A 21968-nucleotide genomic window follows, 5' to 3' on the forward strand; every position below is an offset into this window, starting at 1 on the left:
GTTGAAAGTGGCGGCAGTATCCGTTAAAGACGGGTGATGTTCAACACGTCACCCGTCAGGCCGACCTGTACCGCACGCCCCCAGTTCGGGTCGCGACGCAGGTCTTCGGCGACCTTGTACTGGCCAGCGATGGAAAGCAGTTCAGCCCCCATCTGCTGGCAGAAGATCCGCGCCTGACGATTGCCCTTGACCCCGGCCAGAGCCCGGCCGCGCATCGGGGCGTAAACATGGATGTTGCCATCTGCGAGAAGTTCCGCGCCGGCACTGACCGGGGCCAGTACCACCAGGTCACAGCCCTGGGCGTAGATCTGCTGGCCGCCGCGCACCGGCGTGGTGATCACCCGGGTCGGTTTGACTTCCGGCTCGGGCGGCTTGGCGGGTGGCTGTGGCGGCTTAGGTGCCGGGTCGATGACCCGCTCGCGGGCGCCGGAAGGCGGCAGCACCGGCAGGTCCAGCGCATTGGCGGCGGCGATGTCGTCTTCGCGGCTGGCGCGCACGGCCAGGGTGCGCAGGCCATGCTTGCGGCACAGGGTCATCAGCTCGCCGAGATCGAGGGTGCCTTCATCACTGGGCAATTTGTCGAGAGCCAGCACCAGCGGGGTATTGCTGAAGAAGTTCGGGGCCTGAGCGACTTTCTCCGCCAGTTGCAGGTCGAGGCGGGCGAGGTCGTTGTGCGCCAGTTCCATCACGGTGATGGCCAGCATGCTGCCTTTGAGCTGGAACACGGGGTCTTGGTCGAGGAGATCAGCTTGGCTCATGGTCTGCCTGATACGGCCTTGGAAAAGTAGCGGGACTTATAACGAGAACGGCTGCCGGGCTCAAGCGTAAAAAGCCTCGGGTGTCGCCACCGGTGCGGCCTGAGCCCAGGGTCGTGCAGCGCTGCTCCTGCGCTTGCAGGGTACCGCGCCAAGGGCTCGCAGGGCAGGGCGGTGCAACTGTTCTCCAACGAACAGCTGATCAGCAGCCTGCATGGCGCGGTACAGGAGCGATCGCCCGTGTATGTTTCAAGTCATTGATTGGTAAAGGGTTATCGAATGGCATGGTTTGTGATTCGGAAGTTGTAGAGGCTGCGCCGAGGCGCCGCGAATCACTGCGTACCGGAGGATCCATGCCACGCGAAATTCGTTTGAACGCGTTCGAAATGAACTGTGTCGGTCACCAGTCGCCCGGGCTGTGGGCTCACCCTCGCGATCGCGCCTGGCAGTACAAGGATCTGTCCTACTGGACCGATCTGGCCAAACTGCTGGAGCGCGGCAAATTCGATGGCATCTTCATCGCCGACGTGATCGGCATCTATGACGTACTGGGTGGCAACGGCGACGCCGCCATTCGCCAAGCCACCCAGGTGCCGGTCAACGACCCGCTGGCGCTGATCACTCCCATGGCGCTGGTCACCGAGCACCTGGGCTTCGGTCTGACCGCCTCGTTGACCTTCGAACATCCGTACCCGTTCGCCCGGCGTCTGTCGACTCTCGATCACCTGACCAAGGGGCGCATCGGCTGGAACATCGTCACGTCCTACCTGGACAGCGGGGCGCGCAATCTCGGGCAGAAGGCCCTGAGCGACCACGATGCGCGTTACGACTATGCCGAGGAGTACCTGGAGGTGCTCTACAAGCTGTTCGAAGGCAGCTGGGAGGAGGATGCCGTGGTGCGGGACCGGGTGCGCGGCATTTTCAGCGACCCGAGCAAGATTCATGAGATCGGCCACCACGGCAAGCATTTTCAGGTGCCTGGCATTCATCTGTGCGAGCCATCACCACAGCGCACGCCGCTGCTCTATCAGGCTGGCGCGTCGAACCGCGGCAAGGCGTTCGCGGCGGGCCATGCCGAGTGCGTGTTCGTCGCGGCGCCGTCCAAGGTGACGCTGAAGAAGACCGTGGCCGATATTCGTCGCCGCGCTGCGGAAGCCGGACGTGATCCGCGCAAGGTGCTGATCTTCAACCTGCAGACGGTGATCGTCGACGAGACCGACGCCAAGGCCCAAGCCAAATGGCAGGAGCTCAAGAGCTACAGCAGCTACGAGGGTGCCCTGGCGCTGATCTCGGGCTGGACCGGAATCGATTTCGCCCAGTACCGCCCCGATCAGGTGCTCAAGCATATTCATACCAATGCCATCCAGTCCGCAGTGGAGACGTTCTCCACCGCGGACCCGGGCAAGCAGTGGACGGTACAGGAACTGGCCGACTGGGTCGGAATCGGCGGTTTCGGGCCTCTCATCGTCGGCAGTGCGCAAACCGTGGCCGATGAACTGCAGGCCTGGGTCGAGGAAACCGACGTGGACGGTTTCAACTTCGCCTATGCGCTGGCCCACGAGACGTTCAGCGATGTGGTCGAGTGGCTGGTCCCTGAGCTGCAGAAGCGTGGCGTCTACAAGACCGAGTACGCACCGGGCACCCTGCGGGAAAAACTCTTCGGCGAGGGGCCGCGCCTGCCGGAAAGCCACCCGGCCGCTGCCTATCGTGACCTGCAGGCGCTGTCTGCGCGTACCGCCAAGGCGGCATCGGCGTGATCGGCGAGGAGTGCACATGAGCGTACACGAACTGAACCCCGTGCCTGTCGATCAGGTGCCCGACGAGGCCCTGGCCCAGCTGCAGCGCTGGGCGGCGCAGCAGCCGCTGGGCATCGCCCTGCGCCATCGACGCCGGGGCCAATGGAAGGCCTGGCGCTGGATCGATGTATCGCGCGAGGTGGAGCGCAAGGCGGCGCTGCTGAGCCAGCAGGGCTTCACGGCGGGATCACGGCTGGCGCTCAGCGGCGCTTATGAGCCGACCCTGCTGTTGCTGGCCCTGGCGGCGAAGAGGCTTGGTGGCCATATCCAGCTGATTTCCCGATACAGCCGCGGCGAGACGCTGCGTCGTCAGTGGCTGGTGGGCAGGGCGGCTTTCGCCTTCGTGCAACGGCGTGATCAGGCGGCCGCCTGGCTCGAAGCCCTGGCCGGCGAGAGCCGTCCGCTGATGCTGTTCTGCGCCCAGCCGGTGAGCGTCAGCAAAGGCGCCTTGCAGGTGGTGGCGCTGGCGGAACTGATCGAAGGCCAACCCTCGCAGGACCGCTTGAGCTGGCGCCAGGCAGGCCGCGAAGCGGCGCTGTGGTGTGACGAGGGCAGCGAGTGGAGCGATGGACTGCATCTGTTGCTGCTGCACTGGCTGCAAGGCGGGCAGGGGCTGGCCTTCCCGGAGAGCAGCGAGTCGGCAGCCCGGGATCGTCGCGAGATCGCCCCGCAAACCCTGTTGCTGTCGCCGCCACGTCTGCGAACCCTGGCCGCGGAGATCGAGGCTCGCCTGGCGCCCGTCGGCAGCTGGCGCCGGCGCCTGTGTGACTGGACGCTGCACGATCCACGCCGTGGTGTGCGGCGCTGGATCAAGACCCGTGTGCGCCAGTTGCTCGGCTTTCAGCGCTTGCAACGCATCGTCCAGGGTGCCCCGGGGCTGCCCAACGATGCCTCGGCTGCGCTGTGGATCCGTGAATACCTGGAGCGTGCCGCATGAGCAGCGCTTGCTCGGCCATTCTCGATGTGCGCAATGTCTCCCTGTCATTCCAGGGGGTCAAGGCGATCTCCGATCTGTCGTTCCGCGTCCGGCGTGGCGAGATCTGCGCGCTGATCGGCCCCAACGGGGCCGGCAAGAGCTCACTGCTGAACATTCTCAATGGGGTCTATCGGGCGGACGCCGGGGAGCTGCTGTTCAACGCCGAGCGCCTGGGGCGTATCCAGCCGCTCGGCGCTGCGCGACTGGGCATTGGCCGCACCTTTCAGAACAACGCGCTGTTCAAGAAGATGAGTGTGCGCGACAACCTGCTGACCGGCCTGTCGCGTTTCCAGCGCAGCTTTTTCCTCGAGCAGGCCCTGACGCTGCCCCGAGCGCGTCGCGAAGCTCGCGAGTTCGACCAACGGGCGGAAAGCATTCTCGAGTTTCTCGAGCTGCAGCCCTGGCGTGATGTCGCCGTAGGCAGCCTGGCTTACGGCTTGCAGAAGCGCGTGGAACTCGGCCGGGCGCTGATCGCCCAGCCCACCCTGTTGCTGCTCGACGAGCCCATGGCCGGGATGAATGCGCAGGAGAAACAGGAAATGAGTCGCTTCATCGCCGACATCAATCGAGACCTGGGCACCACGGTGATTCTCATCGAACACGACATCAAGGTGGTCATGGGCCTGTCCACCCATGTGGTGGTCCTGGACTACGGCCGCAAGGTCGGCGACGGCACGCCGGCCGAGGTGCAGGCCAACCCGGAGGTGATCGCGGCATACCTGGGAGTGACCCACTGATGAGCTTCTTTCTGGAAACCCTGATCGGCGGGCTGCTGGCCGGCACCATGTACTCCCTGGTGGCCATCGGCTTCGTGCTGATCTACAAGGCCAGTGGCGTGTTCAACTTCGCCCAGGGCGCCATGCTGCTGTTCGCCGCGCTGACCTTCGTCAGCCTGCACGATCAGGGCCTGCCCTTCATCGTGGCACTGGCGCTCACGGTGGTCGTGATGATCATCGCCGCGCTGCTGATCGAGCGGCTGGTGCTGCGGCCGTTGGTCAATCGCTCGCAGATCACGCTGTTCATGGCGACGCTGGGCCTGTCGTTCGTGATCGAGGGGCTGGCCCAGGGGCTGATGGGCGCCCAGGTGCGGGCGCTGGATCTGGGTATCGAGGACGTGCCGCTGTTCCTCGGCGAGATCATGATCAGTCAGTTCGACCTGATCGCTGCCGGGGTATCCGTGGCGCTGGTCGCGGTACTGGCCTTGCTGTTCAACAAGACCCGCATCGGCATCGCCCTGCGTGCGGTGGCCGATGATACCCGTGCCGCGCTGTCGGTAGGCATCAACCTGAACCGCATCTGGCAGATCGTCTGGGCCGTTGCCGGCGTGGTGGGACTGGTTGCCGGGCTGCTCTGGGGCGCTCGACAGGGCGTGCAGTTCTCGCTGTCGCTGGTGGTGCTCAAGGCACTGCCGGTGCTGATCATCGGCGGCTTCACCTCGATTGGTGGAGCCATCGTCGGCGGGCTGATCGTCGGTGCCGCGGAGAACCTCGCCGAGGCCTACATCGGCCCGTTGATCGGTGGTGGCATCACACCGTGGTTCGCCTATTTCCTCGCCCTGGTCTTCCTCTACATCCGTCCTGCGGGCCTGTTCGGCGACCGCGCCATCGAACGAGTCTGATGCCATGACCCTGACCACTTCCCCCCTGGCCGCGACCTATGACAACGCACCGCTGGCGCTGACCCGACGGCGCTGGCCGCTGGCTCTGACGGCACTGCTGGCGCTGGCCTTCATCGGCGTACCGCTGACGGGCAGCGACTACTGGCTCAACGCGATCCTGATTCCCTTCCTGGTGCTGTCACTGGCCGGGTTGGGGCTGAACCTGCTGACCGGCTATACCGGGCAGACCTCGGTAGGGGCAGCCGGCTTCATGGCCGTGGGGGCCTTCGCCACGTATGGGCTGCTGCTGCGGGTGCCGGGAATTCCGTTGCCCCTGGCGCTGATTGGCGCTGGCCTGATCGCCGGCGTGGTGGGGCTGGTGTTCGCTATCCCCAGTTCGCGGATCAAGGGTTTTTACCTCATGGTCACCACGCTGGCTGCGCAGTTCTTCATCGAGTGGGTGTTCGCCAAGTTCCCCTGGTTCTACAACTATGCCTCCTCGGGAACCATCAGCGCACCGCGCCTGGAGCTGTTCGGCTACAGCCTCGGCTCACCGGTCGGTCGCTATCTGCTGACCCTGAGTTGTGTGGTGCTGCTGACCTGGGTGGCGGTGAATCTGGTGCGCAGCCAGGTGGGACGCAACTGGATGGCCATCCGCGACATGGACACCGCCGCCTCGGTGATCGGTATTCCGGTGAATCGCTACAAGCGTCTGGCCTTCGCCGTCAGCTCCTTCTACCTGGGCATTGCCGGTGCACTCTGGGCATTCGCCTATCTGGGGACCGCGAGTGCCGGCAGTTTCGACATCAACCGCTCGTTCCAGCTGCTGTTCATCATCATCATCGGTGGCATGGGCAGCATCGCGGGCAACTTCATCGGTGCGGCGTTCATCAGCCTGACGCCGATCCTGCTCAGCCACACCGGGCAATGGTTGTTCGGCGGCCACGTCGATGCCGGGCAGTTGCAGAACCTGCAGAAGATTCTTTTCGGCGCACTGATCATCTGGTTCCTGATCAAGGAGCCTGAAGGCCTGGTGCGCCTGCTGAGCAATCTCGGCGAGCGCCTCAGGACCTGGCCGCTGCGTTTCTGAAACCGTCTTATCGCCAACACCTTGACCCGATCACGGGAGGGGCAACCGACACCACTATCGAGAAAAGAAAAGTGAGCACCATGCGCAAACCTCTGCACCGCAGGTTGCTGGGCGCTGCCTTCGCCCTGGCTGCCCAGGCCTGGCTGCCGACGCTGGCTCAGGCGGCCGCCGACGAACAGTTCATCCCCATGGCCACCTACCGGGTCGGCGCCTATGCCTCCAGCGGCATTCCCTGGTGGGCTGGCGAGATCGACTACTTCCGCTACATCAACGAGGTGGAAGGTGGCGTCAATGGCGTCAAGCTGGTCTGGCAGGAGTGCGAGACCGAGTGGAGCGTGGACCGGATCGTCGAGTGCTACGAGCGTTACAAGGGCGGCCTCGATGGTGCGCCGACGGCGTTCTTCTTCACCCACAGCACGCCTGGCTCCTATGCCCTGATGGAAAAGGCCGCGGCTGACCGCATCCCGCTCATCGACGGCGGCGGCGGGCGCACAGAGTCCACCGACGGGCGGGTGTTCCCCTATGCCTTCCCGCTGTTGCTCAACTACTACGGCCAGGCGTCGGTGGGCATCAACTACATCGCCGAGCGCGAGGGCGGACTGGACAAGCTCAAGGGCAAGAAGATCGTCACCGTCTATCACGACTCCGCCTATGGCCGGGAAACCCAGGCGCCGATGAAGCTGCTGGCCGAGAAGTATGGCTTCGAGAACATTCAGATCCCGGTCGCCGATCCTGGCAACGAGCAGTCCGCGCAATGGCGTCAGGTGAGGCAGATCAAGCCGGACTGGGTGTTCCTGCGCACCTGGGGCGTGTCTACCCCGGTAGGGATCAAGACCGCCGCGCGTTTCGGCATTCCGGTCGAGCGCATCATCGGTGACGTATGGGCCGGTTCCGAGGCCGACGTGATTCCTGCCGGGCCGGCCGCCAAGGGCTATCAGGCCCTTGCGCCATTTCCCGGCGGCGACGAGTTCGAGATCCACAAGCGCCTCAGGCAGCACATCCTCGATACCGGCAGGAGCGATCTCAAGGATCAGCGCTACTTCGGCAAGGTGTATTACAACATCGGCCTGATCAACGCGGCCATCGCCGTGGAGGCACTGCGCACCGGGCAGAAGAAGTTCGGCAACCGCCCGCTCAATGGCGAAGAGGGGCGCTGGGCCTTCGAGCACCTGGATATCGACGCGGCACGCCTGAAAGCCATCGGCTTCGAAGGGCTGCTGCCCCCCCTGAAACTGTCCTGCTCCGACCATGAAGGCGGTGGTGCGGCGCGCGTGCAGCAATGGGACGGTGACCAGTGGGTGCTGGTGACCGACTGGCTACAGGCCGATCGCGCCACCCTGCGCCCGCTGATCGAGGCCAAGTCAGCCGCGTATGCCCAGGAGAAGGGCATCACCCCGCGGGACTGCAGCAGCGAACAGTGATCCATCGACAAGCGAGTCCCTTGACCCGAAAACGGGACAGGGCGAACCCCCAAATTTCGTCCACGGAAGTGAATCCCATGCAGCATTCCTTGCAGCGTACCCTGGCCTCGGCCCTGCTGATTCTCGGCGTTCATCTGGCGGTGCCCGCGCAGGCCGCGCCCGATGAGCAGTTCTTCCCGCTGGCTACCTACCGGGTGGGTGCCTATGCCTCGAGCGGTATTCCGGTGTGGGCCGGAATGATCGATTACCTGCGCTACATCAACGAGGTGGAAGGTGGCATAAACGGCGTCAAGCTGGTCTGGCAGGAGTGCGAGACCGAGTGGACGGCGGAGAAGGGCATCGAGTGCTACGAGCGCTTCAAGAATGGTCTCAACGGTGCTCCCGTGGCGGTCTACCAGCCCAATGGTGCGCCCGCGGCCTATGCCCTGGCCGACAAGGCCGAAGCCGACAGGATTCCGCTGATCACGCTCGGCTACGGCCGTACCGAGGCCACCGATGGCCGCGTGTTCCCCTACAACTTCCCGGTGATGCTGACCTTCTACAGCGAGGCGTCGGCGTTCATCAACTACGTCGCCGAACGCGAGGGTGGGCTGGACAAGCTCAAGGGCAAGAAGATCGCGACCGTCTACCACGACTCGGCCTATGGCCGGGAGACCCAGGGGCCGCTCAAGCTGCTGGCGGAAAAGTACGGGTTCGAGAACATCCAGATTCCGGTGGCCGACCCGGGTAACGAGCAGGCTTCGCAGTGGCGGCAGGTGCGTCAGCTCAAGCCGGACTGGGTATTCCTGCGCACCTGGGGCGTATCCACACCGGTGGCGATCAAGACTGCCGCGCGCTTCGGCTTTCCGGTCGAACGCATCGTCGGTGACATCTGGGCCAGCTCCAACGAAGACGTCTTGCCTGCGGGCGAAGCCGGCAAGGGCTATCTGGCGCTGACCCCGTATCCGGGCGGTGCGACGTTCGACATCCACCAGCGTATCAAGGAGCACATCCTCGATAAGGGCAAGAGCGATCTCAAGGATCCGAAGAGCTTCGGCAGCGTGTACTACAACTCCGGTCTGGTGAATGCCGCCATCGCCGTGGAAGCGATCCGTACCGGCCAGGCCAGGTTCGGCAAGCGCCCGCTCAATGGCGAGGAGGGTCGCTGGGGGCTGGAGCACCTCGACCTCGATGATGCGCGGCTCAAGGAGATCGGCTTTCTCGGTCTGATGCAGCCGCTCAAGCTGTCGTGCAGCGACCATGAAGGGGGAGGTGCCGCCAAGGTGCAGCAGTGGGATGGCAAGCAGTGGAACCTGCTGACCGACTGGGTACAGGCAGACCGTCAGATCCTGCGCCCGCTGATCGATGCCAAGGCGGCCGAATACGCGCAGGAGAAGAAGATCACCGCACGCGACTGCACGGCGCAGCAATGAGGCTTGCGCCCGGTCAGCGAAACCTGATCACAGGGAGGCGCTGCGGCGCCTCGGGGGAATGGCAATGAACCAGGCACGTGGACCCGTCGCACAGTCGAGCGAATTGCTCGTCGTCGACGATATCGAAGTGATCTATGACGGCGCCATCCTCGCCGTCGATGGGGTGTCGCTGCGTGTCGAGCAGGGCGGTATCGTCGCCTTGCTCGGCGCCAATGGGGCCGGCAAGAGCACCACGCTCAAGGCCATCTCGGGGCTGGTCCAGGCCGACCGGGCGCGGGTCAGCCGCGGCAACATCCGTTTGCGCGGTGGCAGCACCGCCGGCATCGCGGCCAATCTGCTGGCCCGCCAAGGCGTGGTCCATGTGCTCGAAGGGCGCCATGTCTTCGCTCACCTGAGCATCGAGGACAACCTGCGTACCGGCGGCTTTTTGCGTAATCCCGGACGCAGGGAGCTGGAGGCGGAGCTGGAGCGCATCTATGCCTGGTTCCCGCGCTTGAAGACCAAGCGCAAGACCCAGGCCGGGCTCACGTCGGGGGGCGAGCAGCAGATGCTCGCCATCGGCCGGGCATTGATGACCAGACCCAGTCTGGTGCTGCTCGATGAACCTTCCATGGGGCTGGCGCCGATCATCGTCGAGGAGATCTTCGGGATCGTCAGCCAGCTCAATGCCCGCGAAGGCGTCAGCTTTCTGGTCGCCGAGCAGAACATCAACGTCGCCCTGCGCCATGCCAGCTACGGGTACATCCTGGAAAACGGTCGTGTGGTGGGTGAGGGCAGTGCCGAGCAGTTGGCCAGCCGCGATGACCTTCAGCATTTTTATCTGGGCGGCAAGGCGGGCTGACCCTGTGCAAGCCGGTGGTACAGGGTGAGCCGACCGGGATGACACTGTTGGTTGGCCAACAGTGCTTCTACAGATTGTCAGGGTGCGGCGAATCAAGAAGTCGCGGTTTTTAGCATAACCTTTTGAATTCGCTGAACATTATTTTCTGGTACGCGCTATGCAAAGCCTCCTGCAACCCGATTGCAAGAGGTGAGCAGCATGAGCCAGACCACGCTTTCTCCGTTCCCCCCGCAGGCCCGTTCGGCGCCAGAGCGGGCGGCCCACCTAATCCGCGGCGATGCCGAAGCCATCGAGGTCGCGCGGGAGCTGGCCGAGGCATTCGCCGTCGAAGCCGCAGCGCGTGACCGCGATCGGCGCCTGCCCTGGGCGGAGCTCGATCGGTTTTCCCAGAGTGGCCTGTGGGCGATCACGGTGCCCAGGGCCTACGGCGGTGCTGGCGTGTCCTACGCCACGCTGGTCGAGGTGATCGCGTTGATTTCAGCGGCTGACGCGTCCCTTGGCCAGTTGCCGCAGAACCACTTCGGGGTGATCAACAACCTGTCGCTCACCGCCAGCGAAGAACAGAAACAACGCTTCTTCGCCAAGGTCCTGCAGGGCTATCGCTTCGGTAACGCCTTCTCCGAAGCCGGGAGCAAGAACGTCACCGCGTTCGAAACCCAGGTGCGCTTCGAGGGCGACAGTGTGGTGATCGAAGGAGAAAAGGCCTACTGCACCGGTGCGCTGTTCGCCCATATCGTGCCAGCGGTCGGGGTGGATGAAGACAATCGGCCCTTCATCGCCTTCCTGCCCCGCGATGCCAAGGGGCTCAGCGTGATCGACAGTTGGGACGGCTTCGGTCAGCGCAGTACCGCCAGTGGCCAGGTGCTGCTCGACAAGGTCCGCGTGCCCCGCAGCGACGTGATCCCGGCCTGGAAGGCCTACGACCAACCGACGGCCGATGGCCCCGTGTCGCAGATCATCCAGGCTGCAGTGGACACCGGCATCGCCCGGGGCGCCTTCGCCGAACTGCTGAAGGTCGCCAGGCAGGCACGGCCCTGGGTCGACAGCGGCCTGCAACATGGCTGGCAGGACCCGCTGAGCCAGGCGCTGATCGGCGATCTGGCCTGGCGCCTGAGTGCCGCCGAGGCGATTTTGCAGAAGTCAGCCAGGGCGGTGGACCACGCCGTCGCCGAGCCCAGCGAGGACAGCGTGGCCGAGGCCTCTCTGGTGGTCGGTCAGGCCAAGGTGCTGTCCACCGAAATCGCCCTGGCAGCCTCCAGCAGGCTGTTCGAACTGGGCGGTACGCGTTCGGTTTCCTCCAGCCAGGGGCTGGATCGCTTCTGGCGCAACGCGCGAACCCACACGCTGCATGATCCGGTGCGCTGGAAGTATCACCTGGTCGGCAACCTGCGCCTCAACGGCATCAAGCCACAACGTCACGCCTGGAACTGAGGAAACGCCCATGTCCGACTCACACACCCTGGGTGATCTGGTTTTCGCCCGTAACGCACTCAGCGCACTGGTCGAACGGCTGCGCGCGGACGCTCGCACGGATGATGCTCTGGTGATCGCCAGCGTCGGCCAGGTGCAGATCCATATCGACGCCGCCGACGCGTTGCTGGCACGTGCCGGGCGCTCGGCATCAGCGCGGGTCGAGGCGCGTCTGGCGGCAGCCGAGGCGGCCCGTCTGGCCAGTGACCTGCAGGTGGAACTGAGCGGGCAGACCTTGCCACGGCCCACGGTGGCCGCCGATGAGGCGCCGCTGCACCAGCAACGTCGGCAGCTCGGCGATCACTACCTCAACGGCACTTCGTTTGAATGATCCCTTCGCGGCGGCTGCGGCCGCCGCTGGCGAACACAAGGAGCGACATGAACACGACCCTGCTGCAGCGCGCCAGACGTGCGCTGACCCTGATCCTGCCGCTGGCGGCCGTGCTGGCGCAGGCAGCCTACGCGCAAACCGCGGATGTGCCCTCGCTGGCTGGCAAACGCATCGCCATCAGCATGACCGGCACCAGTCACTATTTCGACGTCAAGGCGTTCCAGGCCCAGGTCGATGAGATCAAGCGCCTGGGGGGGACGCCGATTACCCTGGATGCAGGGCGCAACGACAAGAATCTGGTGACCCAGCTGCAGACCGTGGTCACCCAGAAGCCCGACGCGGTGATCCAGACCCTCGGTACCCTCAGCGTGATCGACCCCTGGCTCAAGCGCATCAGCAAGGCTGGCATACCGCTGTTCACCATCGATGCGCCGTCGCAGCACAGTATCAACAACACCACCTCGGACAATGTCACCAGTGGCCGGGTACTGGCCGAGCAACTGGCCAGCGACGCCGGTGGCAAGGGCAATATCCTGGTGTTCAATGGCTTCTATGGCGTCCCGGTATGCGCCATCCGTTATGACGAGCTGCAGAAGGTGCTGGCCGCCCACCCGAACCTGAAGATCCTGCAGCCCGAGTTGCGCGATGTGATCCCCAATACCGTGCAGGACGCCCGTGCGCAGATAGCCGCCTTGCTCAACAAGTACCCGAAGGGCGAGATCGCCGCGATCTGGTCGGCCTGGGATATCCCTCAGCTTGGCGCCAGCCAGGCACTGATCGACGCCGGACGCACGGAGATCAAGACCTACGGCGTCGACGGCACCCCCGAAGTGCTGGAACTGCTCGCCCGGGACGCTTCGCCGGTCGGCGCAGTGGTCGCGCAGCAGCCGGAGCTGATCGGCAGGACGGCGGTGCAGAACGTGGCGCGTTACCTGGCCGGGCAGCGTGACCTGCCCAAGGAAACCCATGTACCGACGCTGCTGACGACCCACGCCAACCTCGATCAGGTGCGGCAGCTGCGGGGCGATCAGTGAGCCGGCTCCTTTGCCGTGTGGGAGGGCTTTGATGAGCGCGCTCGAACCCCGTCCGCAGCCTGAAGGTGACATCGCCCTGGAGCTGCGTGGCATCGTCAAGCAGTTCGGCGCAACCCGCGCCCTCGATGGTGCCAGTCTGCGCGTGGCCAGTGGCACCGTGCACGGGCTGGTCGGGGAGAATGGCGCTGGCAAGTCGACCCTGATCAAGGTCCTGGCTGGCATCCATCGACCCGATGCGGGCAGCCTGCTCGTCAATGGCCAGGTTTACAGCCATTTCAGCCCTCGCCAGGTCGAGCGCCTGGGTGTGCAGTTCATCCATCAGGAACGCCTGCTACCCGCTAGCTTCACCGTCGGCGAGGCGCTGTTCTTCGGCCAGGAGCTGCGCCGCGGGCCCTTGCTCGACCGCCGCGCGCAGCAGCGTGAAGCCGAGCGTCTGCTGCGTCATCATTTCGACCTGCGCCTTGCCGGCAGCGCACTGATCGGCGAGCTGGGCAATGCCGAGCAGCAATTGGTGCAGATTACCCGGGCGCTGATCAGCAAACCCCGTGTACTGGTGTTCGACGAGCCGAGCGTCGCCTTGGTGCAGCGCGAGGTGGAACGCTTGCTGCGCATCGTCGAACGGCTGCGCCGCGAGGGGCTGACGATCATCTACATCTCTCACTATCTGCAGGAAATCGAGGCGCTGTGCGACCGGGTCACGGTGTTGCGCAATGGCCGTGACGTGGGCGAGGTCGATCCGCGCAGCGCTACGCTCGACAGCATCGCCCGGCTGATGGTCAACCGCGAGGTCGGCGAACTCTATCCCAAAGCGTCCACCACGCCGGGCGAGGCATTGCTGGAGGTACGCGGGCTTGGTCGTGGCGCTGTCTACAAGGACATCGACCTGCAGGTACGCCGCGGCGAGATCGTCGGCCTTACCGGCCTGGTCGGCTCCGGAGCCAAGGAGCTGCTCAGGGGCCTGTTCGGTCTGCTGCCCCCTGAGCACGGCGAGGTACGCATCGATGGCCGTGTGCAGCGTCTGCAGGGTACCTCCCAGGCCGTGGGCAACGGTATCGCCCTGCTGCCCGAGGAGCGTCGCAGGCAAGGCATCGCGCTGGACCTGAGCGTGCAGGAGAACATCACCCTGGCCAGCCTGGGCCGCTTCAGTTGGTTCGGGCTGCTGCGTCGGCGTGTCGAGCGTCGGACCAGCGAGGCGCTGATCGGCCGCCTGCGGATCAAGGCCGCTGGCACGCAGAGCGCGCTGCGCCAGCTCAGTGGTGGCAATCAGCAGAAGGTGGCGCTGGCCAAGTGGTTCGCACGCCAGTCCAGCCTCTATCTGCTCGACGAGCCCAGCGTGGGCATCGACATCGGTGCCAAGGTGGAGATCTACCGGCTTATCGGCGAACTGGTGAGCGAGGGCGCCGGGGTCTTGATCCTGTCGTCCGATCTTCCCGAGTTGCTGGGGCTGTGCGATCGCATTCACGTCATGCACCGCGGCACGCTCGCCGCGACCTTCGCTGCCGGTGAAGCCGACAGCGACCGCCTGCTCGCCGTGGCCACCGGCGCCGAGCGCATCACCGAGTCCGCACCGGAATTGTCGCCCCATGCCATCGCTATCTGACGTCTCGACACCCGCGCTGCCGCGACGCTTCGCGGTCAGCCTGTTGCGTAGCGGCGCATCGTTGGCGTTCGCCGCCATCCTGCTGGGGCTTGCCATCAGCGCGCCGAACTTTCTGTCGCTGGGCAACCTGCTCAACGTCCTCACCCAATCGGCGATTCTCGGCATTCTTGCCTTCGGCCTGACGGTGGTGGTCATCGGCGGTGGTTCCAACGTCGTATCCGGTGGGCTGGACCTTTCCCTGGCGGCCAACCTCGGCCTCTGCGCAGCGGTCTACGCGACCCTCAACAATGCGGGCTATGGTGCTGCGAGCGCCGTTGCGCTGACGCTGGCCTGCGGGCTCGCCATCGGCCTGCTCAACGGCGCCCTGGTGGTAGGGCTGCGCCTGCCGGCCTTGCTGGCGACGCTGGCGAGCATGAACCTGATCGCCGGGCTGGAGCTGGTGCTCACCGAAAACACCGTGTTGCCGACCGAGTCCGCGCTGCTCGACTGGTTGAGCTTTGCCGAGCCGCTGGGCGTTCCGGCGCTGGCCTGGGTGTTGACGGTGGTGGCGGCGATCCTGTTGGTGCTGGTGCAGTACACGCCCTTCGGCCTGCGGCTTTATGCGGTGGGGGAATACCCGGAGGCAGCCACCGCTGCAGGGATTGCGGTCCCCCGCTATGTGCTCGGCAGCTACCTGATCAGCGGCCTGTGCGGCAGCCTGGCGGCGTTCTGTTCCTCGGCCTGGTTCAGTGGCAGTACCACCGGCTCCGCAGACCTGCTGCTACCGGTGGTCGCCATTGCCTTTCTGGGCGTGATCTTCTCGCGCCGGCTGCAGCCGAGCATCTCCGGAACCCTGTTGGCCACGCTGTTGGTGGGCTGCCTGGTCAACGGCTTCCAGCTATTGAATATTTCCAGTTTCTGGGTCAATGGCGTGCAGGGCGTGCTGATCCTGGCGGTGGTCGCGGCATCCAGCCTGCTGCGCGGTCGGGAGGCCTGAGATGCGCGATTCGACTGTCAGCAGCGAGCGCCTGGGTCGTGGCGCTGCGTCGTTGGTCGCATTGCTGGTGCGCCTGTTGTTGCCGATAGCCTTCCTGGCGGTGCTGACGTTCTTTGCCGTGAAGGCGCCGGGCTTCCTCAGCACGGGCAATCTGACCAGCGTGCTGCTGAACAACTTCGTGTTGCTGGCCATCGTCGCGGTAGGCATGACCTATGCCATCGCGGCCGGGGGCATCGATCTGTCGGTGGGCACGGCGCTGGATTTTTCGGCGCTGGCCTTCGTGGTGCTGCTCAATGCCGGTTACGGGTTCGGCCTGGCGGCGCTGGGTGGCCTGCTGGCCGGCAGCCTCACCGGCCTGTTCAATGCCGGACTGATCGCGGGGCTGGGCATTTCCCCGTTTCTGGCCACGCTGGGCACGCTGTTCATCGGCACCAGCGTGCAGCAACTGCTGTCGGAGGGCGGGCAGCCGATCTACCTGGCGGCCGCCGTGCGACCAGGTGCCCTCGTCGACCCCTTGCTGGGGATTCCCTTGCCGCTGCTCCTGGTGGCGTTGCTGGCCCTGGCATATGGCGTGCTGCTGGCGCGCGGGCGCTTTGGTCGTGAGGTTCTGGCGTTGGGTACTCAGCCTCTGGTCGCTCGCTACTCGGGGCTGGGCCTGTCGCGCGTCGCAGCGCTGGTGTTCATCGCCAGTGCTTTCGCCTGTGCGGTGGCTGGCATCGTGCTGACGATGTCGGTGAATGCCTACGTACCGATGTCCGGCAATGCCTTTCTGATGAATGCCATTGGCGCAGTGTTCATCGGCACCACGCTGAACCGCCGGGGGCGGGCGAATATCGCTGGCACGCTGCTGGGTGTCCTGTTCCTCAACGTCACGGCCAATGGCCTGTTGCTGATTGGCTGGAATTTCTACTGGCAGCAGGTCGCGACCGGTGCGCTGATTCTGCTGGTGCTGGTGTTCAGCTTCATCAGCCGCCGCCTGGTTCAAGCGCGCTGAGGTGACCCGCGTCGGGTGAGCGTTGCGTGGTCACGCCGAGCGGGCTATGTTGCCCGCCCATTCGGGGCGGCTTTGCCGGCTGCGAAGCCGGAAGATGCTGCCTGAGCCGTTGAAGGAACCCCATGCAGGTATCACCGTTGGAGATCGCCGAAGTCGGTCCGCACGACATTGGCGCGGTAATCGATTTCGTCATGGCCGCCCGCGCGGAAATCTTTCCCATGCTCGATGCTAGGGTGCTGCCGGCAGATCTGCAGCACTTCGAGCGGGTCTACCTGAACGGCGAGGACGGTCGTTTCTGGCTGGCGCGCAGTGCGGGCGAAGTGGTCGCAGCCATTGGCTATCTGCCCTATGACCATCGTTTCGCGCAGCTCGACTACGCCGGGCGCCGGACCGTGGAGATCGTGCGTCTGTTCGTCGCCCCGCCATGGCGCCGTTGCGGGCTGGCCAAGGCGCTGTACGAGCGGCTGCGCGAGCACGCCGCTGCTGCCGGCGTGCAGGTGCTTTATCTGCATACCCATCCCTTCCTGCCGGGCGCTATCCGCTTCTGGGAGCGGCAGGGCTTCGCGGTGGTGGACGTGGAAGCCGATCCGCTCTGGCAGACGACGCATATGCAATTTCCACTGCACGACTTGAGCTAGAGTCACCGCCAGTCGGTTTCGCAAGCTTCTTCGATGGATCAGAGTCGCCGTACCGTCGCGTCACCCGCCCCTTAGTTCGCGAGGTAGCCATGCCCACATCCCCCTCCCACGCACATCACAGCCTGTCGCCCGCGCTGGTAGTGCTGTTCGCCTTCTGCTGTGGCGCCATCGTCGCCAATCTCTATTACGCCCAGCCGATCATCGAACTGATCGCTCCTGCGGTGGGGCTGTCGATGCACAAGGCCAGCCTGATCGTTTCCCTGACCCAGGTCGGTTACGCGGTAGGCCTGCTGTTTCTGGTGCCGCTGGCCGACCTGCTGGAGAACCGTCGGCTGATGCTGCTGACCACCCTGGCCGCGATGGTCTGCCTGCTGGCCGCTGGCTTCTCGTCATCGCCGGGCCTGTTTCTCGGCCTGTCGCTGCTGGTCGGCCTGAGTTCGGTGTCGGTGCAGATGCTGATTCCCCTGGCTGCCCATCTGGCGCCTGAGGCCACCCGTGGTCGCGTGGTGGGCAACATCATGGCCGGGCTGCTGCTGGGTATTCTGCTGGCGCGCCCGGTCGCCAGCCTGATCGCCGAATACTTCGGCTGGCGTGCGGTGTACTTTTGCGCGGCAGCGATGATGCTGGGCATCGTGGTGGTGATCGCCACCACCATTCCCCGTCATGCACCGGACAACCGTGGCCATTACGGTCAACTGCTGCTGTCGCTGTTCGGCCTGTTGCGGCGCTATTCGACGCTGCGCCAGCGAGCGTTGTATCAGGGCCTGATGTTCGCCTCGTTCAGCCTGTTCTGGACGCTGGCTCCCCTCGAACTGGTGCGCCATTACGGCTTCAGCCAGAGCCAGGTGGCGCTGTTCGCGCTGGTCGGCGCCATCGGGGCGATCGCAGCGCCGCTCGCGGGCCGCCTGGCCGATGCCGGCCACACCCGTCGTGCAACCCTGGTGGCGTTGACGCTCGCGCCGCTGTCTTTCGCGCTGACCCTGGCCAGCCCGCTGGCCGGGGTGATCGGCCTGGTGCTGTGTGCCGTGCTGCTGGATTTCGCCGTGCAACTGAACATGGTGCTGGGCCAGCGCGAGGTGTATGCCCTGGAGCAGAACAGCCGGGCGCGACTCAATGCGCTGTACATGACCAGCATCTTCATTGGTGGCGCCACGGGTTCGGCGATCGCCAGCCCCATCTACGAAAGCGTCGGCTGGCAGGGCGCCGCGCTGATCGGTGGGGCGTTCCCGGCCCTGGCGCTGCTGGTGGCGCTGTGCAATGGGCGCCAGGTTGAGCCGGAGCAGCGGGTGCTGTCCGGCAAGTAGCGGGATGGTCAGAGCTGCGAGGTACGTACCACGCAGTCCGCCCGCTCACGCAGGCGTGGGTTCAGCGCGGTGCCCAGGCCGGCGCCGGTCGGCGGCAGGATGAAGCCGTTCTGCACGACGGGCAGGGTGGTCACCAGGTCCTGATAGAAACCGGCCAGGTAGGCGCGCACCACTTCCTGGAAAATCGCGTTGGGGCTGGACAGCCCCAGGTGCAGCGAGGCCATCAGCACCACGGGCCCGGTGCAGTCGTGGGGGGCGATGGGTTTCTGGTAGGCCTCGGCCAGGGCGGCGACTTTCTTGGCTTCGCTGATGCCGCCGCACCAGGACAGATCCAGCATCACGTAGTCCAGCGCATCGGCGGCCAGCAGGTCGCGGAACGCACTGCGCGTGGCCAGGGTTTCGCTGCCGCACACCGGCAGGCCGCTGAGGCGACGGTAATCGGCCAGGCCCTGCACGGAGTCCATCTTGATCGGGTCTTCGCACCAGAAAATGTTGTAGTCCTTCAGTTCACGGGCGATGGCCAGCGCCGTGGTGGTGTTCCACAACGAGTGGAATTCGCACATCAGCTCGATGCGGTCACCGACTGCCTTGCGGATTTTTTCGAAGGGTTCGAGGCCCCTGCTGATATCCGCCGAGCTGATGTACTGGCCGCCGCTGGCCATGGCGAAGGCATCGAAGGGCCAGATCTTCATGGCGCTGAAACCGTCTTCGATCAGGCTCTGGGCCAGCTCGTCGGGGCACTCGATGAAGGCGACCTGGTCGTCGTAGCGTTCACTGACCCTGGCCTCGCCCTTGGCGATGGTGCGGCGCTGTTCGCCGCCGGTGTTGAAATTGCCACCGGCGCAGGTGTTGTAGGCCCGCATGCTGTCGTGGGCGAGACCGCCGAGCAACTGGTAGATGGGCTGGTCCACCGCCTGGCCGAAGATATCCCAGAGGGCGATATCCAGCGCCGAGGCCGCGCGGGTTTCCACGCCGGAACCGTTGAAACCGAGGTAGCCGCGCAGCAGGGTCTTGCTGTGCCGTTCGATCTGCAACGGGTCCTTGCCCAGCAGCATGCCGGCGGAGATCGAGTGGATGTAGGCCTCCACGGCCTCCGAGCCGCGAAAGGTCTCGCCGAGGCCGACCTGGCCGTCGTCGGTATGCACCTCGACCCAGATCAGGTTGGGCAGGCTCTTCAGGCGGGTGGTGTCGATTCTGGTAATTTTCATGAGCTGTTCTCAACCCTCGCCGTAGACGACGTTATGCAGCTTCTCGCCGCTTTTCAGACGCCTGATATTGGCGGCGATGAAGGCGTAGCGGCGTTCGAACAGGCCATGGGTCCAGCCGGAGATGTGCGGCGTGCAGAAGGCGTTGGGCAGCTCCTCGAAACGATGCCGGGCCGGCGCCACGCTGTCGCGGCTGCCTGCCGGGTAGGCGTACCAGACGTCGAGAAACGCCTTGGCGATCTGCTTGTCGACCAGGGCCTGATAGAGCGCGTCTTCGTCGACCACCGCAGCGCGAGCGATATTGATCAGCACGGCGTCGTCTTTCATGGCCTGGAACTGATCTGCGCCGAACGAGCCACGGGTTTCATCATCGAGCGGGCACGACAGCACCACGTAGTCGGCGCGGGGCAGGATTTCGTTGATCTGCGATGGCGTGTACGCCTCGTTGCACGGCCCCTTCAACTGGCCGTTGAGGGCGCGGGAGGAGAGGGCGATGATCTTCAGGCCGAAAGCCTGGGCACGTACCGCCACGGCCTGGCCGATGCGCCCGAAACCGACGATCAGGACGGTTTTGCCGTACAGCTCGCCGCGTGGCTTGCGGCCCAGGTAGGCGGATGCGAAAAGCTCGCTGTCGAAGCTGGCACGGGCGGCGGCCAGGCCCACTTCATGTTCGAGCATGCTCGCCAGGGCATATTCGGCCATGGGGATTTCGTGCTCGAACACGTTGCAGGCCACACTGCCTTCGGGCATCAGCGAAAAGTCGATGCCATCCAGGCCTGCGCCTGGGACGTGGAGCAGGCGAAAGCGCGGTACTTCGGCCTTGTTCGGGCGCTTGAAGCGCATGGCGACGAGCACATCGGCACCGTCGATCCGCTGGTCCCACTCCGGCGATTCGTGAGCTTCCCGGGGCAGGGCCACGTAGTCGGCCTCGAAGCCCAGTTCGGCGGCGATCTCGTCACGGTGTGTGGCGGCTTCTCCAACCATCACGATCTTCATGGGTGCGTCTCCTCTATCAACAATTCAGATGGGTTCACGTAGCAGGGCCGTTCAGCGAGGTTTTCAGCTCCAGGCGCTGGATGGTGCCTACCAGCACCAGGTAGCAGAAGATCGCGCCGACCGCGTGGGCGGCGACGAACACCAGGGCCATGGAGAAGTTACCCGCATCGCTGACCAGGTAGCCGATGATGATCGGCGTGATGATCCCGGCGACATTGCCGAAGCCGTTGAACAGCGAGCCCGCCAGGCCACTGGCCTGTTTCGGTACCACGTCCGACATCACGCCCCAGCCCTGGGCGCCGAAGCCCTTGCCGAAGAACGAAGTGGCCATCAACGCCACCACCAGCCATTCGATCTCGATGTAGTTGCACAGGATCATGCAGGTGGACAGCAGCATGCCCAGCACCAGGGGGAGCTTGCGCGCTGCGCTGAGCGAGTGGCCGCGCCTGATCAGGCCGTCGGATACCAGGCCGCCAAGCACGCCGCCGAGAAACCCGGCGATGGCGGGAATGGCCGAGATGAAGCCGGCCTTGAGGATCGACATGCCGCGATCCTGCACCAGGTAGATGGGGAACCAGGTGAGAAAGAAGTAGGTGAGGGTGGTCACGCAGTACTGGCCGAGAAAGATGCCCACCATCATGCGGTTGCTGACGATTTCGCGGATCGCCGGCCAGGTCGCGACGCTGCCCTTTTTGCTGTGCGCGGCGCCCAGGTTCTCCGGGCTGTCCATGTCGATCAGCGCGCCATTGCGGGTGATGTAGTCCAGTTCGGCCCCGTTCATCCGCGGGTGCGCCCGGGGCGGGTACATGACCTTGACCCACACCAGAGTGATGGCCACACCCATTACGCCCATCAGCATGTACACGTACTGCCAGCCGAATTCCTGGGTGATCCAGCCCATCAGCGGGGCGAAGATGATCTTGGCGAAATAGGACGAGGAGGTGAACAGGGCCGAGGTGGTGCCACGTTCCGAGTCCGGGAACCAGGTGGCGACCACGCGGCTGTTCGCCGGGAACGCCGGCGCCTCGGCCACACCGATGAGGATACGCAGGACGAACAGGGCGATGATGCCCACAGCCGCTGGCAGGCCGATGACGAAACCCATGGTGAACGTGAGGGCGGACCAGAGGAACAGGCTCACCGCGTACACGCGTTTGGAACCGTAGCGGTCCAGCAGGCGGCCACCGGGAATTTGCGCGAGCACGTAGGTCCAGGCGAACGCGGAGAACATGTAGCCCAGGGTGACCGAGGAGATCCCGAACGACTCCTGGATGGCCGCGCCGGTGATCGAGAGGGTGGAGCGATCCGCATAGTTCATGGCCGTCATGAAAAACAGCATGGCCATGACGCCGTAGCGAACCCTGGTTGCCTTTTCGCTGTGCTGGGTAGTAGTTATGGTATCGCTACCATTCTGGCTCGGAAGAACGCCGAGCGTGCTGGTTTTAGCCATGGGGGTACCTGCCGTTCGAATGTTGTAGTTATTGTCTGTCAGCGATGTCTGTAGATTGGTAGCGCTACCATTTCTGCCCTGG

The 21968-nt window shown here is 64.8% G+C and carries 20 protein-coding genes; 16 read left to right on the plus strand and 4 right to left on the minus strand.

The features are described from left to right. Positions 1-23 precede the first annotated feature (23 nt). Positions 24-758: a septum site-determining protein MinC gene (gene minC / locus BLR94_RS06925; RefSeq protein ID WP_084304022.1), complete on the minus strand. Its 735-nt coding sequence runs from the start codon at positions 756-758 to the stop codon at positions 24-26. Between the two features lie 350 nt (positions 759-1108). On the opposite strand from minC, the gene BLR94_RS06930 reads away from it, so the two are divergent. From BLR94_RS06930 to BLR94_RS07005, 16 genes are all read left to right on the plus strand, one after another. After that, entirely contained in the window at positions 1109-2512 is a 1404-nt protein-coding gene (locus BLR94_RS06930) for an LLM class flavin-dependent oxidoreductase (RefSeq protein ID WP_084304023.1), read from the plus strand. 16 nt (positions 2513-2528) lie between these two features. Further along, complete coding sequence (locus BLR94_RS06935) at positions 2529-3488, plus strand: AMP-binding protein (protein WP_084304024.1); 960 nt, start codon at positions 2529-2531, stop codon at positions 3486-3488. Beyond that, positions 3485-4264 (plus strand): ABC transporter ATP-binding protein, encoded by a 780-nt coding sequence (locus tag BLR94_RS06940; RefSeq protein ID WP_084304025.1) that lies wholly within the window; start codon positions 3485-3487, stop codon positions 4262-4264. Before BLR94_RS06935 ends, BLR94_RS06940 begins: the two co-directional genes overlap by 4 nt. Beyond that, positions 4264-5145, plus strand: coding sequence for a branched-chain amino acid ABC transporter permease (locus tag BLR94_RS06945; protein ID WP_042552788.1), 882 nt, complete (start codon positions 4264-4266; stop codon positions 5143-5145). The genes BLR94_RS06940 and BLR94_RS06945 overlap by 1 nt, the downstream gene beginning before the upstream one ends. A gap of 4 nt (positions 5146-5149) precedes the next feature. Then, the gene (locus tag BLR94_RS06950; protein WP_084304026.1) at positions 5150-6214 is read left to right on the plus strand and encodes a branched-chain amino acid ABC transporter permease; all 1065 of its coding nucleotides are present in this window, start codon (positions 5150-5152) and stop codon (positions 6212-6214) included. A gap of 80 nt (positions 6215-6294) precedes the next feature. Beyond that, positions 6295-7635 carry an ABC transporter substrate-binding protein gene (locus BLR94_RS06955; RefSeq protein WP_084304027.1) on the plus strand — a complete coding sequence of 447 codons (1341 nt, stop codon included), beginning with the start codon at positions 6295-6297 and terminating at the stop codon, positions 7633-7635. Positions 7636-7712: 77 nt separating this feature from the next. Beyond that, positions 7713-9047: an ABC transporter substrate-binding protein gene (locus BLR94_RS06960; RefSeq protein ID WP_084304028.1), complete on the plus strand. Its 1335-nt coding sequence runs from the start codon at positions 7713-7715 to the stop codon at positions 9045-9047. A 64-nt stretch (positions 9048-9111) separates the two neighbouring features. Continuing rightward, complete coding sequence (locus BLR94_RS06965) at positions 9112-9888, plus strand: ABC transporter ATP-binding protein (RefSeq protein ID WP_084304029.1); 777 nt, start codon at positions 9112-9114, stop codon at positions 9886-9888. A 198-nt stretch (positions 9889-10086) separates the two neighbouring features. Then, on the plus strand, positions 10087-11319 hold the full coding sequence (locus tag BLR94_RS06970) for an SfnB family sulfur acquisition oxidoreductase (RefSeq protein ID WP_084304030.1): 1233 nt from the start codon (positions 10087-10089) through the stop codon (positions 11317-11319). Positions 11320-11329: 10 nt separating this feature from the next. Further along, positions 11330-11689: a hypothetical protein gene (locus BLR94_RS06975; protein ID WP_084304031.1), complete on the plus strand. Its 360-nt coding sequence runs from the start codon at positions 11330-11332 to the stop codon at positions 11687-11689. Between the two features lie 47 nt (positions 11690-11736). After that, entirely contained in the window at positions 11737-12723 is a 987-nt protein-coding gene (locus BLR94_RS06980; protein ID WP_042552795.1) for a sugar ABC transporter substrate-binding protein, read from the plus strand. Between the two features lie 31 nt (positions 12724-12754). After that, positions 12755-14323 carry a sugar ABC transporter ATP-binding protein gene (locus tag BLR94_RS06985; RefSeq protein WP_084304032.1) on the plus strand — a complete coding sequence of 523 codons (1569 nt, stop codon included), beginning with the start codon at positions 12755-12757 and terminating at the stop codon, positions 14321-14323. Further along, positions 14307-15299 carry an ABC transporter permease gene (locus BLR94_RS06990; RefSeq protein WP_084304033.1) on the plus strand — a complete coding sequence of 331 codons (993 nt, stop codon included), beginning with the start codon at positions 14307-14309 and terminating at the stop codon, positions 15297-15299. Before BLR94_RS06985 ends, BLR94_RS06990 begins: the two co-directional genes overlap by 17 nt. A 1-nt stretch (position 15300) precedes the next feature. Then, positions 15301-16293 carry an ABC transporter permease gene (locus tag BLR94_RS06995; RefSeq protein ID WP_084304034.1) on the plus strand — a complete coding sequence of 331 codons (993 nt, stop codon included), beginning with the start codon at positions 15301-15303 and terminating at the stop codon, positions 16291-16293. 122 nt (positions 16294-16415) lie between these two features. Further along, on the plus strand, positions 16416-16931 hold the full coding sequence (locus tag BLR94_RS07000; RefSeq protein WP_084304035.1) for a GNAT family N-acetyltransferase: 516 nt from the start codon (positions 16416-16418) through the stop codon (positions 16929-16931). Between the two features lie 89 nt (positions 16932-17020). Next, on the plus strand, positions 17021-18235 hold the full coding sequence (locus BLR94_RS07005; RefSeq protein WP_084304036.1) for an MFS transporter: 1215 nt from the start codon (positions 17021-17023) through the stop codon (positions 18233-18235). Between the two features lie 8 nt (positions 18236-18243). On the opposite strand, the gene BLR94_RS07010 is transcribed toward BLR94_RS07005, so the two are convergent. From BLR94_RS07010 to BLR94_RS07020, 3 genes are read right to left on the minus strand one after another with little or no spacing between them, the layout of a single operon-like run. Next, complete coding sequence (locus BLR94_RS07010; protein WP_084304037.1) at positions 18244-19443, minus strand: mandelate racemase/muconate lactonizing enzyme family protein; 1200 nt, start codon at positions 19441-19443, stop codon at positions 18244-18246. A 9-nt stretch (positions 19444-19452) separates the two neighbouring features. After that, the gene (locus BLR94_RS07015; protein ID WP_084304038.1) at positions 19453-20436 is read right to left on the minus strand and encodes a 2-hydroxyacid dehydrogenase; all 984 of its coding nucleotides are present in this window, start codon (positions 20434-20436) and stop codon (positions 19453-19455) included. A 34-nt stretch (positions 20437-20470) separates the two neighbouring features. Beyond that, entirely contained in the window at positions 20471-21781 is a 1311-nt protein-coding gene (locus BLR94_RS07020; protein ID WP_244158113.1) for an MFS transporter, read from the minus strand. Positions 21782-21968: the final 187 nt, after the last annotated feature.

This window comes from Phytopseudomonas flavescens (assembly GCF_900100535.1).
Lineage (GTDB): Bacteria > Pseudomonadota > Gammaproteobacteria > Pseudomonadales > Pseudomonadaceae > Aquipseudomonas > Aquipseudomonas flavescens.